Here is a 17,429-nt window from a genome sequence, read left to right as displayed (position 1 = left end):
CCCGCGCGGTGATACCGGCCCGCCACCCCGGGGCTCCGCCCCGAACCCCAGGCGGTGGTACCGGCCCGTCCGCCCCCGCGCCCCGTCGCGTCGGGGCTCCGCCCCGAACCCCGCGCCTCAAACGCCGGCGGGGCTGAATTTGCCAGGCCTCGTCCGAAAGCGCGGGATCCGCGGCGCTACCGGCCCCACACCTCCAACCTGCCTTCACCAAGCCCACTGCCACCGGCCCCATTGAGGCGCGGGTCTGGGGCGGAGCCCCGCTCTTTCAGCCGGCCGCCGATCGAGGTACCGGCCCTAGGGCCCGAGCCCCGCAACCTCCAGCCTCGCCAGCGCTTGAGGCGCGGGGTCTGGGGCGGAGCCCCGGTCCTTCAGCCGGCCGCCGATCAAAGTGCCGACCCTGGGGGCCGAGCCCGCAACCTCCAGCCTCGCCGGCGCTTGAGGCGCTCTTTCAGCCCCGCCGGCGCTTGAGGCGCTCTTTCAGCCCCGCCGGCGTTTGAGGCGCTCTTTCAGCCCCGCCGGCGTTTGAGGCGCTCTTTCAGCCCCGCCTGCGTTTGAGGCGCGGGGTCTGGGGCGGAGTCCCGGTCCTTCAGCCGGCCGCCGATCAAGGGCCGGCTCTGGGGGCCGAGCCCGCAAACTTCGGCCTCGCCGGCGATTGAGGCGTGGGGCGGGCAGGGCTCGGCGGTTGCAGGTGGTGCGGGCTGTCAGGGGAGGGTGGCGAGGAGGGCGGCCAGGGTGGGGGACCAGGCGCTGTCCGACGGAGTCCCGTAGCCGACGACCAGCGCGTCCCGCGGCGCGCCCCCCGCCCCCGGGTGCCGGAACGCGGACAGGCCGTGCAGGGCCAGGTCCTGCCAGGCGGCTGACTGCAGGACCGACCGCTCCGTCCCCGCCGGGAGGTCCAGCACGGCGTGCAGCCCCGCCGCGATCCCCGACACGCCCACCCGCCCCGCCACCGCCGCCACCAGCTCGTCCCGCCGCCGCCGGTACCGCAGCCGCATCCCGCGCACGTGGCGGTCGTACGCCCCCGAGGTGATGAACTCCGCCAGCGTGAGCTGCTCCAGCGTGCTGGAGGCCCAGTCCGTGGGGCCCTTGGCCGCCAGCACCTCGTCCAGCAGCTCCGGCGGGACCACCATCCAGCCCATCCGCAGCCCCGGCGCCAGTGACTTGCTGGCCGTGCCGAGGTACACCACCCGGTCCGGGTCCAGCCCCTGGAGGGCGCCGACCGGCTGGCGGTCGTAGCGGAACTCCCCGTCGTAGTCGTCCTCCAGGATCAGCCCGCCCGTGGTCCGCGCCCAGTCGACCGCCGCCGCCCGGCGGGCCGGGGTCAGGGCCGCGCCCGTCGGGAACTGGTGCGCCGGGGTCAGCAGCACCGCGCCCGCCCCGGCGGTCAGCTCCCCCGTGCGGGCCCCGTCCCCGTCCACCCCCAGCGGCCGCGTCCGCAGCCCCGCCCGCACCAGCAGGTTCCGGTGGAAGTCCAGGCCGTACCCCTCCACCGCCACCTCCCGCACCCGCCGCGCCCGCAGCACCCCCGCCAGCAGGGTCAGCCCGTGCAGGAAGCCCGCGCACAGCACGATCCGCTCCGGGTCCGCGTACACCCCGCGGGCCCGTGCCAGGTAGCCGGCCAGCGCCCGCCGCAGCTCGACGCGGCCGCGCCCGTCGAACCCGTACCCGAAGGCCTCGTTCGGCGCGTCGGTCAGCGCCCGCCGGGCCGCCGACAGCCAGGCCGCGCGCGGGAAGGCGCCCAGGTCCGGGAAGCCGGGCACCAGGCTGTACGAGGGCCCCTTGCGCGCGGGGCGCCGTACGGGGGCAGCCGCCGCGGCCCGGCGCGGACGGGCCCGTTCCGCGATCCGGGTGCCGGAACCCTGGCGGGCGGTCAGCCACCCCTCGGCCACCAGTTCGGCGTACGCCTCCGCCACCGTGTTGCGCGCGATGCCCAGGTCGGCGGCGAGGGTGCGGGAGGACGGCAGCCGGGTCCCGGCCGCCAGCCTCCCACTGCGTGCGGCCTCGCGCAGCGCCTCCGTGAGACCGGCCCGCAGACCGCGCCCGGCGGAGAGGTCCAGATGCAGGTCGGCGCCGAAAGTGGCCCATGATCTCGTCATGAATATGGACCATATCCCTGGGCCGCCTCGCTCCTAGGGTGGATCACATGACGAACACGACGCAGCACCAGCAGACCCCCGCCCCCACGCACGAGCACGCTCCCGAGCACACCCCGCGCATGCAGATGGCGAAGCTCGCCCCCGAGGTCTACAAGGCCGTCCTGGCCCTGGAGATCGCCTCCCGCAAGGGCCTGGACCCGGCCCTGGTCGAGCTCGTCAAGATCCGCGCCTCGCAGGTCAACCACTGCGCCTTCTGCCTCGACATGCACACCAAGGACGCGATCGCGCACGGTGAGAGCGTCGACCGGATCGTTCAGCTGGCCGCCTGGGAGGAGTCGCGGCACTTCTACACCGAGAAGGAGCTCGCGGCGATCGAGTTCACCGAGGCCGTCACGGTCCTGACGGACGGTTTCGTGCCGGACGAGGTGTACGCGAAGGCCGCGAAGCACTTCGAGGAGCGCGAACTGGCCCAGCTGATCGCCGTCATCGCGACGATCAACGTCTGGAACCGCATCGGCGTCACCACCCGCCTGGTGCCGGGCCACTACAAGCCCGGCATGTACCAGTCCTGACCGGGCCGGCCCGAGCGAGCGAGCCCGACCGCCCGGTTCAGCCGCCCGGCCGGAACGCGGCCAGCGCCGCCGCGTGGTGGTCCTGCGTGACCTGCCAGGCGGCGGCCGGTCCGGCGGTCAGCACCGCCCACTTGCCGCCGTCCCCCGCGAAGAAGACCCGTTCGACACCGCGCCGCACCCCGCGCGACTCCTCGCTGTCGTACTGGTACACGAGCTCCGCCGCCCCGGATGCGCCCTGGACCGGACCCACGCTGATCTCCTGGTACCCCCGGGTGCCGGCCCGCAGGTAGCCGGAGGCCTGGGTGACCGCGTCGAGCGGGCTGAGATCCGGCTCCGACACCCGGAAGATCTGGATCAGCGCGGTCCGGTCTGCCGAGCGGTAGAAGACCCCCTCCTTGAGCTCCTCCCGCACCCAGCCGGCCGGTACGGCGATGGTGAAGCCGGACGGGTCCTGCTTGGTCTCGTGGCCCCCTGCTCCCGGCCCGGTGGCCGACGCGCTCGGGCCCGGGGCCTGGCTCGGGCCGGTGCCGGCCGTCGGGGAGCCGGAGGCGGTGGGCGACGCCGTCGCGGACGGTCCGCCGCCTGACCACGACGGCGTGCCCGAGGCCACCGTCCCGTTCTTCTCCCCCGCGCGGTCCGCGTCGTCCGTGTCCCGGGCCAGGAACCACACCGCCCCGGCGCCGATCACGACGGAGGCGACCGCGATGCCGGCCGTCACCGGAGTCCGCCACCGGCCGCCCGGCCCGCCGGAGGGCGACGTGTAGCCGGGTGGGGGCGGTACGGGCGGCAGGTACGTGGAGTCGGCGGCGTACGGCGGCTGGGGCGCGGTCGGCGCCCCGTACGGGGGCTGTGGCGCGGTCGGCGACCCGTACGGCGGCGGGGGCGGCGGCGGAGCCCCCTGCCCGGGCGGGTCGTACACCGGCGCCGCGCCCGGCGGCTGCGGCGGAACCGGCGGCATGCCCGCAGGCGGCCCCGTCGGCGGTGCCGCCGGGGCCTGGTCCACCACCCAGCGCTGAGCCTGCGCGTCCCAGCGGCGCGGGCCGGACGGCGGCTGTGCCGGAGCCACGGCTCAGCCTCCCAGGGCGCCGAGCAGGCTGCCCAGGGCAGCGGCCGCGCTCACCGACTCGACCAGCGGAGCCCACCGCTCCAGCGCTGCGCGCAGCCGGGCGGGCAGGCCGGGCCGGATCGTCTCGGTGCCCTCCAGCTGCTCGGCGATCCCGTCCAGTTCGGCGTCGAACGCGGTTCTGTCGTCGCCCCGGGGGGCCTCCCGTACGAGCGCCTCGCGCAGGGTGAGCACCGCGTCCAGCAGCTGCGCCGCGGTGGGCGCCTCCGTTCCCGCACCTCCGTGGTGGACGGTGTTGGTGTTGTTCGAGCCGCCGAAACTGACCGCGCTGCCGTGGACGCCACCGCCGATCCACACCCCGGGCTCCGGCCCGCTCCCGCTTCCGCTACCTGTCGCCATGGCTCCCCCTGTGTGTGCTGTTGTGATTGCCGCTGCCGCCGAAGCTGATCGCGCTGTCGTGCGCCGCACCCACGTAGTTCTCGATGTGGATGCCGGCGCGCCGCGCGAACGCCTCGGTGTGCCAGCCGGCTTCGTGCAGGACCAAGGTAATACCGGCGATGACCCGGTCCTGAATGGTCTTCAAGTACCGGTCGAGGTCCATGAGATGGAACAGCGAGCCGTTGTCCTGCGCCGCGAGTACGCGCACCGACAGCCGCGGCCCCTCCGGCCGGGCGCCACCGTGACCGCCGGCCGCGATCCTCACCCGGCTCGCGACGCCGCGGCTCAGGGTGACGAGGGAGGCCGTGAAGGACCCGGGGGTGTGCCGCAGGGCCCAGGCCACCTTCCCGAACCGGTTGTTGTTCAGGTAACGGTGGGCGTCCGCGTCCGCGTTGTGGAAGGCGACGTGGACGGGCAGCAGCACGTGCGGTGCCAGCTCCACCATCATCATTCCGCCCTGGGTGTGGACCCGTACGAACAGGGTGACGACCATGTTCTCGTCCCAGCCGCCGACGCGGATGCGCAGGAAGTGCCGGCGGCGTTCGCCGCCCTCCTCGATGGCCTGGGCCCGGTGCGACTCGAAGTCCGCCCGCACGTGCGGTCCTTCGTCGCGGTGCCCCAGCCCGCCGCCCGGCAGGAACACGCACTGGTCGACGACCAGTTCGCGCATCCGGTCCAGTACGGCGGCCTGCGCCTCCGGGGACCCGTGCGGCGAGGGCGCCCGCAGCCGCTCCACCAGGGGCACGACCCCCTCCAGGATGCGGGCGTTGGTGAGGGGCTGCGGTGTGGTGCCTTCGGGCAGGTCCTCGCGGGGGCGCAGTTCGAAGGAGTCCTGCCAGGGGCGGTACGCCTGACCGGCCCCGGCGAACGGGTCGTTGATGTCGTACATGATCAGCGGCGAGTGCTGTTCGTCGATGATGCGCCGCCGCACGCGGGCGAACCGTACGCCGGCGTCGGCCTCGGCGGGATCGGCCGGCCGGTCGGCGTACCGGTCCCGGTTGAGGTCGTTGGCGATGGTCCGGGCGACGTACCCGCGCTGGAGTCCCACGACGGTGACGACCGCGGCGAAGACCGCCGGCACCCAGCCGATGACGAATCCGGTCCCCACGCCTCCGATGCCCTGCGAGAAGAACAGTGCGCCGAGGCCGATCGAGCTGCCCGTGTCGTCGAAGGCGCCGAGCAGGGCCAGCCAGATCCCGATGGTCAGGACCACGATGACGGCCAGGTTCCACCAGGCGTAGATCCGCACCACGAGGGACAGCAGGCGCGCCAGCAGGCCGGACCGGGCCCGGAGCCAGTCGGCGAGGCTCAGCAGCAGGAACGGGACGAGCAGCAGGACGAGGGCGCCGCCGGTGAGCACGGAACCCACGAACCAGGCGCCGAGTACGCCGAGCGCCCAGCCGAGTTCGGCGCGGCGGGCGCGGAGGGCGTGGGCGAGGACGCGCGAGGCGTCGAACCCGTACGAGGGCGCGACGATCCGCTCCTCGTGGACGTACAGCTCCTCGATCACCCGATCGCGGTACCCGGCGTCGATGTAGGTGCCCGCGCACAGGTAGCGGCCGGCCTCGCTGAGCGCCGGTTCGACGGGGGGACGACCGTTGCGGAGGTCATCGTGCGGATCGTCTGCGAACTGACGGGGAATCGGGCTCTCGGTCACCGACCGACCTTAGATTTCCCCTACATCATGCGACAGGCGTAAACACGCCAAAGCGCCCCGGCCGGTGGGGCCGGGGCGCTCGGGTCCGCGCTCCCCGCCGAGGTGATCGTGCTCCTCGGCGGGAAGGACGGATCAGATCAGGCCGAGCTCGCGGACCGCGTCGCGCTCCTCCGCCAGCTCCTGGACGGAGGCGTCGATGCGGGAGCGGGAGAACGCGTTGATGTCCAGGCCCTGGACGATCTCGTACTTGCCGTCCTTGCAGGTGACGGGGAAGGAGGAGATCAGACCGGCCGGGACGCCGTAGGAGCCGTCCGACGGGATGCCCATCGAGGTCCAGTCGCCCTCGGCGGTGCCGTTGACCCACGTGTGCACGTGGTCGATGGCGGCGTTGGCGGCCGAGGCGGCCGAGGACGCGCCACGGGCCTCGATGATCGCGGCGCCGCGCTTGGCGACGGTCGGGATGAAGGTCGTGTCGAGCCACACCTCGTCGTTGACGACCTCGGCGGCGTTCTTGCCGGCGATCTCCGCGTGGAAGATGTCCGGGTACTGGGTCGCCGAGTGGTTGCCCCAGATGGTGAGGCGCTTGATGTCGGTGACGTCGGCGCCGGTCTTCTTGGCGAGCTGCGAGATCGCGCGGTTGTGGTCCAGGCGGGTCATCGCGGTGAAGCGCTCGGCCGGTACGTCCGGAGCGGCGGCCTGCGCGATGAGCGCGTTGGTGTTGGCCGGGTTGCCCACGACCAGGACCTTGATGTCGTCCGCGGCGTTCGCGTTGATCGCGGCGCCCTGCGGCTTGAAGATGCCGCCGTTGGCGGAGAGCAGGTCACCGCGCTCCATGCCCTTGGTGCGCGGGCGGGCGCCCACGAGCAGCGCGACGTTGGCGCCGTCGAAGCCCTGGTTCGGGTCGTCGAAGATGTCGATGCCCTTGAGCAGCGGGAAGGCGCAGTCGTCGAGCTCCATGGCGGTGCCCTCGGCGGCCTTCATGCCCTGGGGGATCTCCAGAAGACGGAGCTTGACCGGCACGTCCGCGCCGAGCAGGTGACCGGAAGCGATGCGGAAGAGCAGCGCGTAGCCGATCTGGCCGGCGGCGCCGGTGACGGTGACATTCACAGGAGTGCGGGTCATGGCCTTCTCCGTTAGACAGCTGGCGGTGGGGCGTCCCTGCCCCATGTGCTGGAGGACGCCGCTCCCCTGTAAATCTTGACGTGAAGAGACATCCGCGGTCAGGCTATCCGACCCGGCAGCGGGCTAACCCCCGGGTCCCTGTGGTGCATGGCACACGGACCCCGCCGTTTCGAAGGCGGAGCCGGTCCCAGGACCCTCGTTCGGCCCCCGTTTCGCCTACTCGACCAGGAAGATCCGCCCCGTCTGGTGGCCCTCGATCGACTTGACGTAGGCGTTCGCCGCGCGGGAGACGGGCACCGGGTCGAATCCCGCGAAGGTGTCCCCGTACGCGTCGAGGGACTCCTCGAAGACGGTGGGGCTGACGGCGTTGATGCGCTGCCGGCCGGGCAGTTCGATGGCCGCGGCGCGTACGAAGGCCTCGACGGCGCCGTTGGCGAGGGCGGCCACCGCGCCGGTGAGCAGGGGTTCGCGGGCCAGGACGCCGGTGATCAGCGTGTACGAGGCGTGCGCGGGCAGGTGTGCGAGGCCCTGGCGGACCAGCTCGATCTGGCTGACGACCTTGCCTTCGAGGCCGCTGCGGACGTCGTCCGTGCCCAGTTCGCCCAGCGGCCGCCACGGCACGCTGCCGGCCGCGCACGCCACCGCGTCGACCTCGCCCACCCGTTCGGCCACCTGCGCGTACATGGCCCGGACGGACTCCGGGTCGGTGATGTCCACGGTGACGTCGGCGCCCTTGCGGGAGGCGGTGACGACCTGGTGGCCGCGCTCGCGCAGGGCCGCGTGGACCGCCCTGCCGAGGGTGCCGTTGGCTCCGACCAGGAGGACCTTCTGCTTCGCGTTCATGGACACGAGCATCACCCCACCGAATGATGAAGTCCAGCTACCTTTCCTACACCGATCATTAAGATGAACTCATGCTTGACGTGAAGCGGATGATCATCCTCCGAGACCTGGCGGCCCACGGGAAGGTGACCGCCGTCGCCGACCTGCACGCGGTGACCCCGTCCGCTGTCTCCCAGCAGCTGCGCGCGCTGGAGGCCGAGGCCGGGGCCGTCCTCGTCGAACGGGACGGGCGCGGCCTGCGGCTCACCCCGGCCGGCGCGACCCTGGCGGCAGCCTGCGAGCCGGTGCTGGCCGCCCTGGAACGGGCCGAAGGAGCCGTACGGGCCCTCGACACGGAGCCGTGCGGCGAGCTGGCCGTCGGCTGCGCCCCGAGCGCGCTGGCCACGGTGGCCGCGCCGCTCCTGGCCGAACTCGCCGTACGCCACCCCCGGCTGCGGCCGCGCATCGTGCAGGCCGACCCGGAGGAGGCCGTGCCGCAGCTCCGCGCGCGCCGCCTGGACCTGGCGGTGACCTACGCGTACCCGCTGCTCGGCGCCCCGCCCGCGCCCGGGACCACGGTGGTGCCGCTGTTCGCGGACCCGCTGTGCCTGGCGCTGCCGCAGGCCCTGGTCCCCGCCTACGAGCGGGACGGGCTCGCCGCGCTGCGGGAGGCCGACTGGGTCTCGGCCCCGGCCCCGAGCAGCTGCCGCGAGATGCTGCTCCACGCCTGCCGGAACGCCGGGTTCACCCCGCGCATCGCGCACGAGTGCGGGGACCTGCGGGCCGGGCTGTGGCTCGTGGCCACCGGACGGGCGGTGTCGATCCTGCCGAGGCTGCTGTGCGACGCCCCGCCGCCCGGCGCCGCCGTACGGGAGCTGCCGGGGCCGGGGCGGACGCTGGACGCGCAGGTCCGGGCGGGCACGGAGACCCAGCCGGCCGTCGCGGCCGCCCTGGCCGCGCTCACCGGACTCACCGCACGGTGAAGCGGACCGCGCTCTCCAGGAACGGGATCTCCAGCAGCGGCTTGGGCTCGATCACCAGCGCGAGCAGGGTGATCGCCACGCCCAGCAGCCCGTACGTGATCATGTCCGTGAAGCGGGAGCGCACCGCGAGCATCCCCACCGAGGGCAGCACGCGGCGCAGCACCGAGGCGGCGATCAGGGCCACGCCGATCGCCAGGCAGCCGAGCTTCGGGTGCCCCAGCGCGGTGGCCAGCAGCCCGGCCGCGGTCGCGGCGAGCACGCTGAGCATCGGCCACTGACGGGCGGGGGTGGACACGGCCCCCGGGACGGCGCGGCCGCTGCCCTCGGGGCGGGCGGTGTCCCGGGTGACGGACGGGAAGCGGCGGGACCGGCGCGCCTCGTCCGCGGGCGCGGCGACCGTGCCGGCCGCGCCCGGGGTGACGGGCGCGCCGGGCGCACCGGCGGTGACGGGCGTGCCGTTCGCCGCGGCCGTGCCTCCGCCACCGGCCGCGCGCCCGGCGTGCTCGCCTTCCCGTTCAGCCTGCACTGGTGGTCCGTTCCGCCGCCTCGACCACGTTGACGAGCAGCTGGGCCCGGGTCATCGGGCCGACTCCGCCCGGGTTCGGGGAGATCCACGCGGCCACCTCGGCCACGCCGGGGTGCACGTCGCCGACGATCTTCCCGTCCTGGTCGCGGCTGACGCCCACGTCGAGCACGGCCGCGCCCGGCTTCACGTCCTCCGGCTTGACCAGGTGCGGGACACCGGCCGCGGCGACGATGACGTCCGCCTGGCGCAGCAGCCCGGAGAGGTCGCGCGTACCGGTGTGGCAGAGCGTCACGGTGGCGTTCTCGGACTTGCGGGTGAGCAGCAGGCCGATGGAGCGGCCCACGGTGATCCCGCGGCCGAGGACGACGACGTGCGCGCCGTTGATGCCGACGCCGTGGTGGCGCAGCAGTTCGACGATCCCGTACGGGGTGCAGGGCAGCGGGCCCGGCTCGTTCAGCACGAGGCGGCCGAGCGACATGGGGTGCAGGCCGTCGGCATCCTTGAGCGGATCCATCAGCTCCAGGACCCGGTTGGTGTCGATGCCCTTGGGGAGCGGGAGTTGGACGATGTAGCCCGTGCACTCCGGGTTGGCGTTGAGCTCCCGCACGACCGCCTCGATGTCCTCCTGGGAGGCCGTCGCGGGCAGTTCGCGCTGGATGGAGGCGATGCCGACCTCGGCGCAGTCCTTGTGCTTGCCGTTGACGTACCAGCGGCTGCCCGGATCGTCACCGACCAGGAGGGTGCCGAGGCCGGGGGTGATGCCCCGGGCCTTCAGGGCCGCCACGCGGGCGGTCAGTTCGGACTTGATCGCGGCGGCGGTGGCCTTGCCATCGAGAATCTGGGCGGTCATGCCCCCATCCTCCCGGATGAGGTGGGCTCGGTTCCAGTCAAGGTGCTCACAGGTGTGCAGCGTTCATTGCACTTGCACAACAAGTCACCCGGCCGCACCGTAACGAACTGGACAAGCCCTGGCCGCGGGACGACGATGAAACGACTGAGTGCCGCGGGCAGTGCCGGGGGGCGGACCGCACCGTGCAGGATTCCTCCGCGCTCATTGCCGTGCGTCCCCGCACTTCCACGGAGGAACATCCCAAGATGAGCTTCGGCGACCCGCACAATCCGTACGGACAGCAGCCGCCACAGGGTCAGCCCGGCTACGGCTACCCGCAGCAGGCCCCGCAGGGCATCCCGCCGCAGGGCGGCTACGCCTACCCGCAGCAGGCACCGCAGGCGTACCCGGGCGGTCCCGTCGGATACCCGGGCGGTCCGGCCGTCGAGATGCCCGGCGGCGTGAAGGCCGCCCGCGTCATCCTCTTCGTCCTGGGCGGCCTGCAGACCCTGGGCGCCGTGATCTGGCTCGTCGGTGGCGTGCTGTTCGCCGCGATCTTCTCGTCCGAGACGAACAGCTCGACCACGGAGGACGAGCTCGCCGTCGCCGGGATCTTCGTCGTCCTCGGCGCTCTCCTCTCCGTGGCGTTCGCGCTGTGGGCCATCCTGACGGGCGCCAAGCTGGGCAAGGGCCGCGGCGGGGTCCGGGCCTCCGGCATCATCTACGGCTCCCTGGTCACGCTGGTCGGCGTCCTGAGCCTGGTCAGCAACGTGGTCGCCGTCGCCGCCGCATCCACGAGCGAGCACACCCCGGCCGGCGTGGTCGTGCTCTCCCTGGTGATGGCCGCCATTCCGCTGGGCCTCGGCCTCGGGATCCTCGTGGGCCTGGCCAAGAGCAACGCGAGCGCCTACTTCAAGCGCCCCCGCTACTGACCCCTGCCGACAACGGCGAAGGCCGCGTCCCGCAGTGCGGGACGCGGCCTTCGCCGTCGGTCGGGCGTCGGTGATCAGTGGAAGAAGTGCCGGGTCCCGGTGAAGTACATGGTCACGCCGGCCTTCCGCGCGGCCTCGACGACCAGCTCGTCACGGACCGAACCGCCCGGCTGGACCACGGCCTTGATGCCCGCGGCCGTCAGGATCTCCAGCCCGTCCGGGAAGGGGAAGAAGGCGTCGGACGCGGCGTACGAGCCCTGCGCGCGCTCGGCGCCCGCCCGCTCGACGGCGAGCTTCGCCGAGTCGACGCGGTTGACCTGGCCCATGCCGACGCCGACCGAGGCGCCGTCCTTGGCGAGCAGGATCGCGTTGGACTTGACGGCCCGGCAGGCCTTCCACGCGAAGGCCAGCTCGGCGAGCTCGGCCTCGGAGAGGGCGTCGCCGGTGGCCAGGGTCCAGTTGGCCGGGTCGTCGCCCTCGGCCTGGAAGACGTCCGACTGCTGGAGCAGCGTGCCGCCCGAGATCGGCTTGAGGTCGCCCGGCTGGTGCGGGGTGCCGTCCACCTTCAGGACGCGGATGTTCTTCTTCTTGGCGAGGATCTCGACCGCGCCGTCCTCGTAGCCGGGGGCGGCGATGACCTCGGTGAAGATCTCGGCGACCTGCTCGGCGAGCTCGACGGTCACCGGGCGGTTGACGGCGATGACACCGCCGAAGGCCGACAGCGGGTCGCAGGCGTGGGCCTTGCGGTGGGCGGCGGCGACGTCCGCGCCGACCGCGATGCCGCACGGGTTGGCGTGCTTGATGATCGCGACGCAGGGCTCGTCGTGGTCGTAGGCGGCGCGGCGCGCGGCCTCGGTGTCCACGTAGTTGTTGAAGGACATCTCCTTGCCGTGCAGCTGCTCGGCGTTGGCGAGCCCGCCCGGCTGCCCGTCGGTGTAGAGCGCGGCGGCCTGGTGCGGGTTCTCGCCGTAGCGCAGGGTCGACTTGCGCTCCCAGGCGCCCGCGAGGAACTCCGGCAGGACCGCCTCCGGCTCCGGCGCGTACGCGTTCGTGAACCAGGAGGCCACGGCCACGTCGTAGGCGGCGGTGTGCTGGAAGGCCTCGGCCGCCAGCCGCTTGCGGGCGGTGAGGTCGAAGCCGCCGCCCTGGGCCGCGGCGATGACGTCGGCGTACCGGGCGGGGCTGGTGACGACGGCGACCGACGGGTGGTTCTTGGCGGCGGCGCGGACCATCGACGGGCCGCCGATGTCGATCTGCTCGACGCACTCGTCGGGAGTGGCACCCGACTGGACGGTGGCCAGGAACGGGTACAGGTTGACGACCACGAGGTCGAAGGGCTCCACACCCAGCTCGGCGAGCTGGTTGCGGTGGTCCTCCAGGCGCAGGTCGGCGAGGATCCCGGCGTGCACGCGCGGGTGCAGGGTCTTGACGCGGCCGTCCAGGCACTCGGGGAAGCCGGTCAGCTCCTCGACCTTGGTGACGGGCACCCCGGCGGCGGCGATCTTCGAGGCGGTGGAGCCGGTGGAGACGAGCGCGACGCCCGCCTCGTGCAGCCCGCGGGCCAGCTCTTCCAGTCCCGTCTTGTCGTAGACGCTGATGAGCGCACGCCGGATCGGCCGCTGGTTCGTGGTCGGGTCGTTGCTCGCTGCGATGTCTGCGGCGGTCACTGGATTGTTACCTTTCGTCCCTCAATGCGGTAGCCGTGCCGGGCCAGGCGCCCCACGACATCGACGAGCAGCTGGCGCTCGACTTCCTTGATGCGCTCATGGAGAGCGGCTTCGTCGTCCTCGTCCCGGACCTCGACCACACCCTGGGCGATGATCGGACCCGTGTCCACGCCACTGTCCACGAAGTGGACCGTGCAGCCGGTGACCTTCGCGCCGTAGGCGAGCGCGTCCCGTACGCCGTGCGCACCGGGGAAGGCGGGGAGGAGGGCGGGGTGGGTGTTGATGAACCGGCCGCCGAAACGGTCGATGAACTCCTTGCCCACGATCTTCATGAACCCGGCCGACACGACGAGGTCCGGCGCGTGGGCGTCGGTCGCCTCCGTCAGGGCGACGTCCCACTCATCGCGGCTCGCGTAGTCCTTCACCGGGCACACGAAGGTGGGGATCCCGGCCTTCTCCGCCCGCTCCAGGCCGGCGATGCCCTTGCGGTCGGCCCCCACGGCGACGACTTCGGCACCGAAGCCCTCGGATCCGCCGGGGTGGGCGTCGATGGCGTCGAGCAGGGCCTGGAGGTTGGTGCCGGAGCCGGAGACCAGCACGACCAGGCGGGAGGCGGCCATGGGAGGCCCTTTCTCGCGGGAATTGCGGTGTTCGTCTTTGTGTGGTCATACAAAACTTCGGGGTACCGATATACGGGGAACCATACGAAGCCACCGACCGCCTGCAACGATACCGGCACACCGGACGGCCCCCGAGGGACGGGGGGACGGCCGGGCGGTAGCGTCTGGCGTACAAGCCGCAAACTGGCCTCACCTCGCCACGACGTCGCCACGACGTCCATGACACAGGGGAAGAAACACACCCGATGCCGGACCGCCGTCAGCCCGACTCCCCCACCGACGACAACCCCTTCGCGGCTCCGCCGGAAGGCCGGCCCGACCAGCCCTGGCAGCCGCGCAGCGGTGGTGACGGCGGGAACGGGGAGGGCCCGGGGGATTCCGACGGCCGCCGGGGCCCGGCGCGCTGGGACCCGACCGACCCGATCCAGCGCCGCGCCCGCTATGCGCTGCTGGCCGGCATGTGGGGCTTCTTCTTCGGGATCTTCGGCATCCCGTCGGTGGGCCTGCTGCTGGGCGCGCTCGCCCTGTACTGGGGAATCAGCGCCCTCCGCGGCAAGCCCGCGGCGGCGGCCGCCCCCGGCGCCCCCACCGGCCTGGACGCCCTGGGCCCGGCGGCCCGCCCCCAGCGCACGGCGGCGGTCAGCGGCCTGGTCACGGCCTCACTGGCGATCCTGCTGGCGATGAGCTCGTACGGGCTGCAGCTCGCGTACAAGGACTTCTACGTCTGCCGCGACGACGCCCTCACGAGCGCGGCGGAACTCCAGTGCAACACCCTCCTCCCGAACAACGTGGTGGGCGACGTCCTGAAGGTCCGCCAGTAGCCTCGCCGGCACTGTCGAAGCGCGGGGTCGGGCCGGACCCCGCCGCACAATCCAGCCCCGCCGCACACTCCAGCCTCGCCGGCGTTTGAGGCGCGGGGTCCGGGGCGGAGCCCCGATGCTTCGACCCGGCCGCACAATCCAGCCTCGCCGGCGTTTGAGGCGCGGGGGTTCGGGGGCGGAGCCCCCAGGGGCCGGGGCTAGGCGGGCGGCTTGCGGCGGGCCAGGACACGCGCCCCCACCACCGGCGGAGCCAACGGCGGTGCCGGATCCACCGGCAACTCGACCGGTCTCGCCGCGATCAGGATCGGCGTCAGATCCAGCCCGCGCCCCGACACCACGGTCACCGCCCGAGGCGCCCTAGCCACAGGAGCCTCAGCGGCAGCGGCAACGGCAGGCAAGGGAGGCTCCGGCGCCGCCGCCACCGCCCCGATCTCCGGAATCAGCACGCCCGCCGCCTTCCGCATCGCGGCCCAGCGAACCTCCCGTACGCCACTGTCGTGCCACCGGTCGTCCACCACCTCGTCCACGTCCAGCGCGGACAGCGCATCGAGCGCGGCCAAGCCCCTGGCCGGCCGGTTCCGCCACGCATGCACCGCCACCGCAACCGGCACCGCCAGCGCCAGCGTCCACGCGCAGGCCGCCGCCCCCGTGGCCCACCACACCGGCCCGAAGTCGGACAGCCGCCGCGAGCCCAGCGACCCCGCCGAGGCCGCCGCGAGCCCGGTCATCACCAGCCCGCAGACCACCGCCCCCAGCGCCGCCGTGAGCGCGGTCTCCCCGTACGAGACCTCGCGCGCCCGGCGGACCGCGAACCAGCCCACCGCCAGCCCGGCAACCACCGGCACTCCGGCGACCGCCCAGGTCAGCGGGGTCCCGGGCCCCTCGGGCGGGAGCGCGGCCAGCAGCGGGAACCGCGGCAGCCCGGGCTGGCCCGCGAAGCCGAGCGGCGTGGCGGTGGCGTCGGCGCCGAGGGCGAAGCCGGGCCCGAGGGCGTAGGCCGCGCCCCAGACGGTGGCGTTCGGCATCAGCGCGAGGGCGAGCAGCAGGACCGCGAACCGGCCCGACCAGACCCCGGTCAGCGACAGGAACGAGGCCTGGACCTCGGCGCCGTGCCAGGCGAGCGAGGCACCGACGAGCAGCGCGCCGCCGCCCAGCAGGACCAGCGCCCCGCCCGCTCCGGCCCGCAGCGCCAGCGCGTACCGGGGGCGCACGACGGCTCTCCGTACGCCCCCTGGCAGCCAGGACGGCAGCGGTCCGAGCGGACGCCCCCTGGCCCCCCACACCCCGCCCAGGGCGGCGAGCACGGCGACCAGCGGGACGTGCCAGGCCGCGCTGATCGGGTCGGCCGGCATCGGGCCGCCGGCGGCGTAGACCGTGGCGAGGGCCCCGACGGAGAGGTATCCGCAGAGCACGGCCGAGAACACGGCGCCGGCCGGCAGCACCTCCTCGTCCTCCTCCTCGGACGCGCTCCCCAGCCGGGCGGCCCGCCGCATGAGCAGCACGGGCAGCGCGACGAGGAGCAGCGGCGTCAGGCCGACGGGCGCGGGCACGCCGGACAGGGTCTCGTACCGCACCAGTTCCGTCCCGTGGGCGAGCAGCCACAGCCCGGCGGCGAGGTGCAGGGCCCCGCCGGGGCCGCTGTCGGGGTAGGGGGAGCTGATCCACAGCACGATGACGAGCACGGCGAGGAAGCCGAGCCCGAGTCCGGCCGCCACGGCGCCGCCCGCCACGCATGCTGCGGCGGCGGGCGAACGGCGCCGCACGCCGGCTCGCGGGGCCGCCGGCAACGAGGTCCCGCGTTCGGTCACTTGGGTCACCCCGCCATGGTGCCAACGACACGCGCTATGGGCGGGTAACAGGCGAATGTCCGTGGTGTCGCTCAATATACGTTTATGTACTTTTTCGCCCAGAGCGGTCGGGTCGCGGGGAGTGTGGCATGACACGAAGCGTCGAGACGGCCTCCTCATCGGGCTCGGAGCGGAGCCTGCCCGCCCCCGAGGAGCGGCGCAGGCTGCGCGAAGCGGCGGATCTGACGCACGAGCAGGTCGCGGAGGCGGTGGGCGTCACCGCGACGACGGTCCGCTCCTGGGAAACGGGCCGCACCGACCCGCGCGGCCGCAACCGCGAGGCGTACGCGGCGTTCCTGACCGCCCTGGCGGCGCCGGCGGCGGCCCCGGAGCAGGCCGACACCGCGTCAGACGGGCCCGCCGGTACGGCATCCGAGGCCGGGACGCCCCAAACGGCGCAGACGGCGCAGACGGCGCACACGGCGACAGCGGACGCGCCCGCCACACCCGCCGAGGACTCCCCGGAGGTCCCGGCAGAAGAGCCGGCAAGGGGCCCGGCCGCGGACTTCGACGCCCTCTACGACCACGCCGCCCCCGCCCTCGCCCGGCAGACCTACCTGCTCACCGGCCGCCGGACCCTCGCCCTGAAGGCCGTGGAGCGCGCGTTCACCCGCGCCTGGGCCCGGTGGCCCGAGGTGGCGACCGACCCGGATCCGGTGGGCTGGGTGCGCGCGGTCGCGTACGACTACGCCCTCTCCCCCTGGCACCGGTTCCGGCGCGCCCACCGCCGGCATGACGCGCGCCCCGCCGATCCCGCCGACCGCATCCTGCTCGACGCCGTGCTCGCGCTGCCCACGCGCCACCGCCGGACCGTCATGCTCTACGACGGCGTCGGCCTCGACCTGCCCGACACCGCCGCCGAGACCGAGGCCAGCACCCCCACCGCCGGCCTCCGCCTCGTGCACGCGCACGCCGACCTCGCCGACCGGATCCCCGAGCTGGCCGAAGTACCGCCCGAGAAGCAGTCCGCGCTGCTGCGCGACCTGTTCACCGCGCTGCGGCCGGCCGCGCCGCTCGACCCGCGCCCGGCGGCGGCCGTACGGGGCGGCGGCGAGCGGCGCGTACGGCTGTGGAGCCGCGGGGCCCTCGGGCTGACCGCGGTGATCGCCACCGCGACCGGCTACACCGCGGTGACCGCGGCCGACCACTACGAGCCCCCGCAGGCACCCGGCCAGAGCGTCTCCGGGGTGCCGCCGCTGAGCGGCCCCCAGCAGCTCACCGTGCGGAGCCGGCAGCTCCACGACAAACTGCGCGCCGACCCGGAGGCCGGGCCGGCCAGGATCGCCCCGAAGAGCGAATGAGAACGGGCGTGGGCCCCCCCCCCCCCCGGGGGGGGGGCCCCCCCCGGCCCCCCCCCGCCCCCCCCCGGGGGCGGGGGGGGGGGGGGGGGGGGTGGGGGGGGCAGCTCGGGGGCGCCCCCGGAGCGGGGGCGGG

At 74.0% G+C, this 17,429-nt stretch carries 16 protein-coding genes; 5 read left to right on the top strand and 11 right to left on the bottom strand.

Annotation, left to right across the window (positions count from 1 at the left end; translation table 11 throughout):
- Nucleotides 1-701 precede the first annotated feature (701 nt).
- A complete protein-coding gene (locus ACIPYQ_RS06910; RefSeq protein ID WP_401246911.1) occupies nt 702-2,096 on the bottom strand; it encodes a PLP-dependent aminotransferase family protein in 1,395 nt (464 codons plus the stop codon).
- Between the two features lie 47 nt (nt 2,097-2,143).
- On the opposite strand from ACIPYQ_RS06910, the gene ACIPYQ_RS06905 reads away from it, so the two are divergent.
- The gene (locus ACIPYQ_RS06905) at nt 2,144-2,668 is read left to right on the top strand and encodes a carboxymuconolactone decarboxylase family protein (RefSeq protein WP_401246908.1); all 525 of its coding nucleotides are present in this window, start codon (nt 2,144-2,146) and stop codon (nt 2,666-2,668) included.
- Nucleotides 2,669-2,705: 37 nt separating this feature from the next.
- Here the strand turns inward: ACIPYQ_RS06905 and ACIPYQ_RS06900 are convergent, their stop codons facing one another.
- The 5 genes from ACIPYQ_RS06900 to ACIPYQ_RS06880 all read right to left on the bottom strand — a co-directional run bounded on the left by ACIPYQ_RS06900 (nt 2,706) and on the right by ACIPYQ_RS06880 (nt 7,791).
- Nucleotides 2,706-3,734 carry a hypothetical protein gene (locus ACIPYQ_RS06900; protein ID WP_401246905.1) on the bottom strand — a complete coding sequence of 343 codons (1,029 nt, stop codon included), beginning with the start codon at nt 3,732-3,734 and terminating at the stop codon, nt 2,706-2,708.
- A 3-nt stretch (nt 3,735-3,737) separates the two neighbouring features.
- On the bottom strand, nt 3,738-4,130 hold the full coding sequence (locus ACIPYQ_RS06895; RefSeq protein ID WP_401246902.1) for a hypothetical protein: 393 nt from the start codon (nt 4,128-4,130) through the stop codon (nt 3,738-3,740).
- On the bottom strand, nt 4,117-5,826 hold the full coding sequence (locus ACIPYQ_RS06890) for a hypothetical protein (RefSeq protein WP_401246899.1): 1,710 nt from the start codon (nt 5,824-5,826) through the stop codon (nt 4,117-4,119). Before ACIPYQ_RS06890 ends, ACIPYQ_RS06895 begins: the two co-directional genes overlap by 14 nt.
- A gap of 132 nt (nt 5,827-5,958) precedes the next feature.
- Complete coding sequence (locus ACIPYQ_RS06885) at nt 5,959-6,948, bottom strand: malate dehydrogenase (protein ID WP_401246896.1); 990 nt, start codon at nt 6,946-6,948, stop codon at nt 5,959-5,961.
- A 216-nt stretch (nt 6,949-7,164) separates the two neighbouring features.
- Nucleotides 7,165-7,791 (bottom strand): short chain dehydrogenase, encoded by a 627-nt coding sequence (locus tag ACIPYQ_RS06880; protein ID WP_401246893.1) that lies wholly within the window; start codon nt 7,789-7,791, stop codon nt 7,165-7,167.
- A gap of 71 nt (nt 7,792-7,862) precedes the next feature.
- Between ACIPYQ_RS06880 and ACIPYQ_RS06875 the strand changes: the two genes are divergently transcribed.
- Nucleotides 7,863-8,753, top strand: coding sequence for a LysR family transcriptional regulator (locus ACIPYQ_RS06875; RefSeq protein WP_401246890.1), 891 nt, complete (start codon nt 7,863-7,865; stop codon nt 8,751-8,753).
- Here ACIPYQ_RS06875 and ACIPYQ_RS06870 read toward each other — a convergent pair.
- Nucleotides 8,740-9,279 carry a DUF3017 domain-containing protein gene (locus ACIPYQ_RS06870; protein ID WP_401246887.1) on the bottom strand — a complete coding sequence of 180 codons (540 nt, stop codon included), beginning with the start codon at nt 9,277-9,279 and terminating at the stop codon, nt 8,740-8,742. The two genes, ACIPYQ_RS06875 and ACIPYQ_RS06870, sit on opposite strands and share 14 nt — an antisense overlap.
- Nucleotides 9,269-10,129 (bottom strand): bifunctional methylenetetrahydrofolate dehydrogenase/methenyltetrahydrofolate cyclohydrolase, encoded by an 861-nt coding sequence (locus tag ACIPYQ_RS06865; protein WP_401246884.1) that lies wholly within the window; start codon nt 10,127-10,129, stop codon nt 9,269-9,271. The genes ACIPYQ_RS06870 and ACIPYQ_RS06865 overlap by 11 nt, the downstream gene beginning before the upstream one ends.
- Before the next feature lie 245 nt (nt 10,130-10,374).
- On the opposite strand from ACIPYQ_RS06865, the gene ACIPYQ_RS06860 reads away from it, so the two are divergent.
- Nucleotides 10,375-11,040, top strand: coding sequence for a hypothetical protein (locus ACIPYQ_RS06860; protein WP_401246881.1), 666 nt, complete (start codon nt 10,375-10,377; stop codon nt 11,038-11,040).
- Nucleotides 11,041-11,114: 74 nt separating this feature from the next.
- Here ACIPYQ_RS06860 and purH read toward each other — a convergent pair whose 3' ends face one another.
- Nucleotides 11,115-12,707: a bifunctional phosphoribosylaminoimidazolecarboxamide formyltransferase/IMP cyclohydrolase gene (purH, locus tag ACIPYQ_RS06855; protein WP_401246878.1), complete on the bottom strand. Its 1,593-nt coding sequence runs from the start codon at nt 12,705-12,707 to the stop codon at nt 11,115-11,117.
- Entirely contained in the window at nt 12,704-13,327 is a 624-nt protein-coding gene (gene purN, locus ACIPYQ_RS06850) for a phosphoribosylglycinamide formyltransferase (RefSeq protein WP_401246875.1), read from the bottom strand. Before purN ends, purH begins: the two co-directional genes overlap by 4 nt.
- Nucleotides 13,328-13,572: 245 nt before the next feature.
- Here purN and ACIPYQ_RS06845 point away from each other — a divergent pair, with 245 nt between their 5' ends.
- Nucleotides 13,573-14,148, top strand: a complete 576-nt coding sequence (locus ACIPYQ_RS06845; protein ID WP_361771249.1) for a hypothetical protein — start codon at nt 13,573-13,575, stop codon at nt 14,146-14,148.
- A 197-nt stretch (nt 14,149-14,345) separates the two neighbouring features.
- Here the strand turns inward: ACIPYQ_RS06845 and ACIPYQ_RS06840 are convergent, their stop codons facing one another.
- Nucleotides 14,346-15,965, bottom strand: a complete 1,620-nt coding sequence (locus ACIPYQ_RS06840; protein WP_401246872.1) for a DUF6350 family protein — start codon at nt 15,963-15,965, stop codon at nt 14,346-14,348.
- Nucleotides 15,966-16,084: 119 nt separating this feature from the next.
- On the opposite strand from ACIPYQ_RS06840, the gene ACIPYQ_RS06835 reads away from it, so the two are divergent.
- Nucleotides 16,085-17,296: a helix-turn-helix domain-containing protein gene (locus ACIPYQ_RS06835; RefSeq protein WP_401246869.1), complete on the top strand. Its 1,212-nt coding sequence runs from the start codon at nt 16,085-16,087 to the stop codon at nt 17,294-17,296.
- Nucleotides 17,297-17,429: the final 133 nt, after the last annotated feature.

The sequence above is a fragment of the Streptomyces sp. NPDC090045 genome (assembly GCF_044747975.1).
GTDB lineage: Bacteria > Actinomycetota > Actinomycetes > Streptomycetales > Streptomycetaceae > Streptomyces.
This window is presented reverse-complemented; position numbering and strand designations above follow the sequence as displayed.

Bases quoted from the DNA above. Each gene is read 5' to 3' on its own strand.
- ACIPYQ_RS06910 (WP_401246911.1), bottom strand. From the start codon at position 2,096: ATGACGAGATCATGGGCCACTTTCGGCGCCGACCTGCATCTGGACCTC.
- ACIPYQ_RS06905 (WP_401246908.1), top strand. From the start codon at position 2,144: ATGACGAACACGACGCAGCACCAGCAGACCCCCGCCCCCACGCACGAG.
- ACIPYQ_RS06895 (WP_401246902.1), bottom strand. From the start codon at position 4,130: ATGGCGACAGGTAGCGGAAGCGGGAGCGGGCCGGAGCCCGGGGTGTGG.
- ACIPYQ_RS06885 (WP_401246896.1), bottom strand. From the start codon at position 6,948: ATGACCCGCACTCCTGTGAATGTCACCGTCACCGGCGCCGCCGGCCAG.
- ACIPYQ_RS06880 (WP_401246893.1), bottom strand. From the start codon at position 7,791: ATGAACGCGAAGCAGAAGGTCCTCCTGGTCGGAGCCAACGGCACCCTC.
- ACIPYQ_RS06875 (WP_401246890.1), top strand. From the start codon at position 7,863: ATGCTTGACGTGAAGCGGATGATCATCCTCCGAGACCTGGCGGCCCAC.
- ACIPYQ_RS06865 (WP_401246884.1), bottom strand. From the start codon at position 10,129: ATGACCGCCCAGATTCTCGATGGCAAGGCCACCGCCGCCGCGATCAAG.
- ACIPYQ_RS06860 (WP_401246881.1), top strand. From the start codon at position 10,375: ATGAGCTTCGGCGACCCGCACAATCCGTACGGACAGCAGCCGCCACAG.
- purN (WP_401246875.1), bottom strand. From the start codon at position 13,327: ATGGCCGCCTCCCGCCTGGTCGTGCTGGTCTCCGGCTCCGGCACCAAC.
- ACIPYQ_RS06845 (WP_361771249.1), top strand. From the start codon at position 13,573: ATGCCGGACCGCCGTCAGCCCGACTCCCCCACCGACGACAACCCCTTC.
- ACIPYQ_RS06835 (WP_401246869.1), top strand. From the start codon at position 16,085: ATGACACGAAGCGTCGAGACGGCCTCCTCATCGGGCTCGGAGCGGAGC.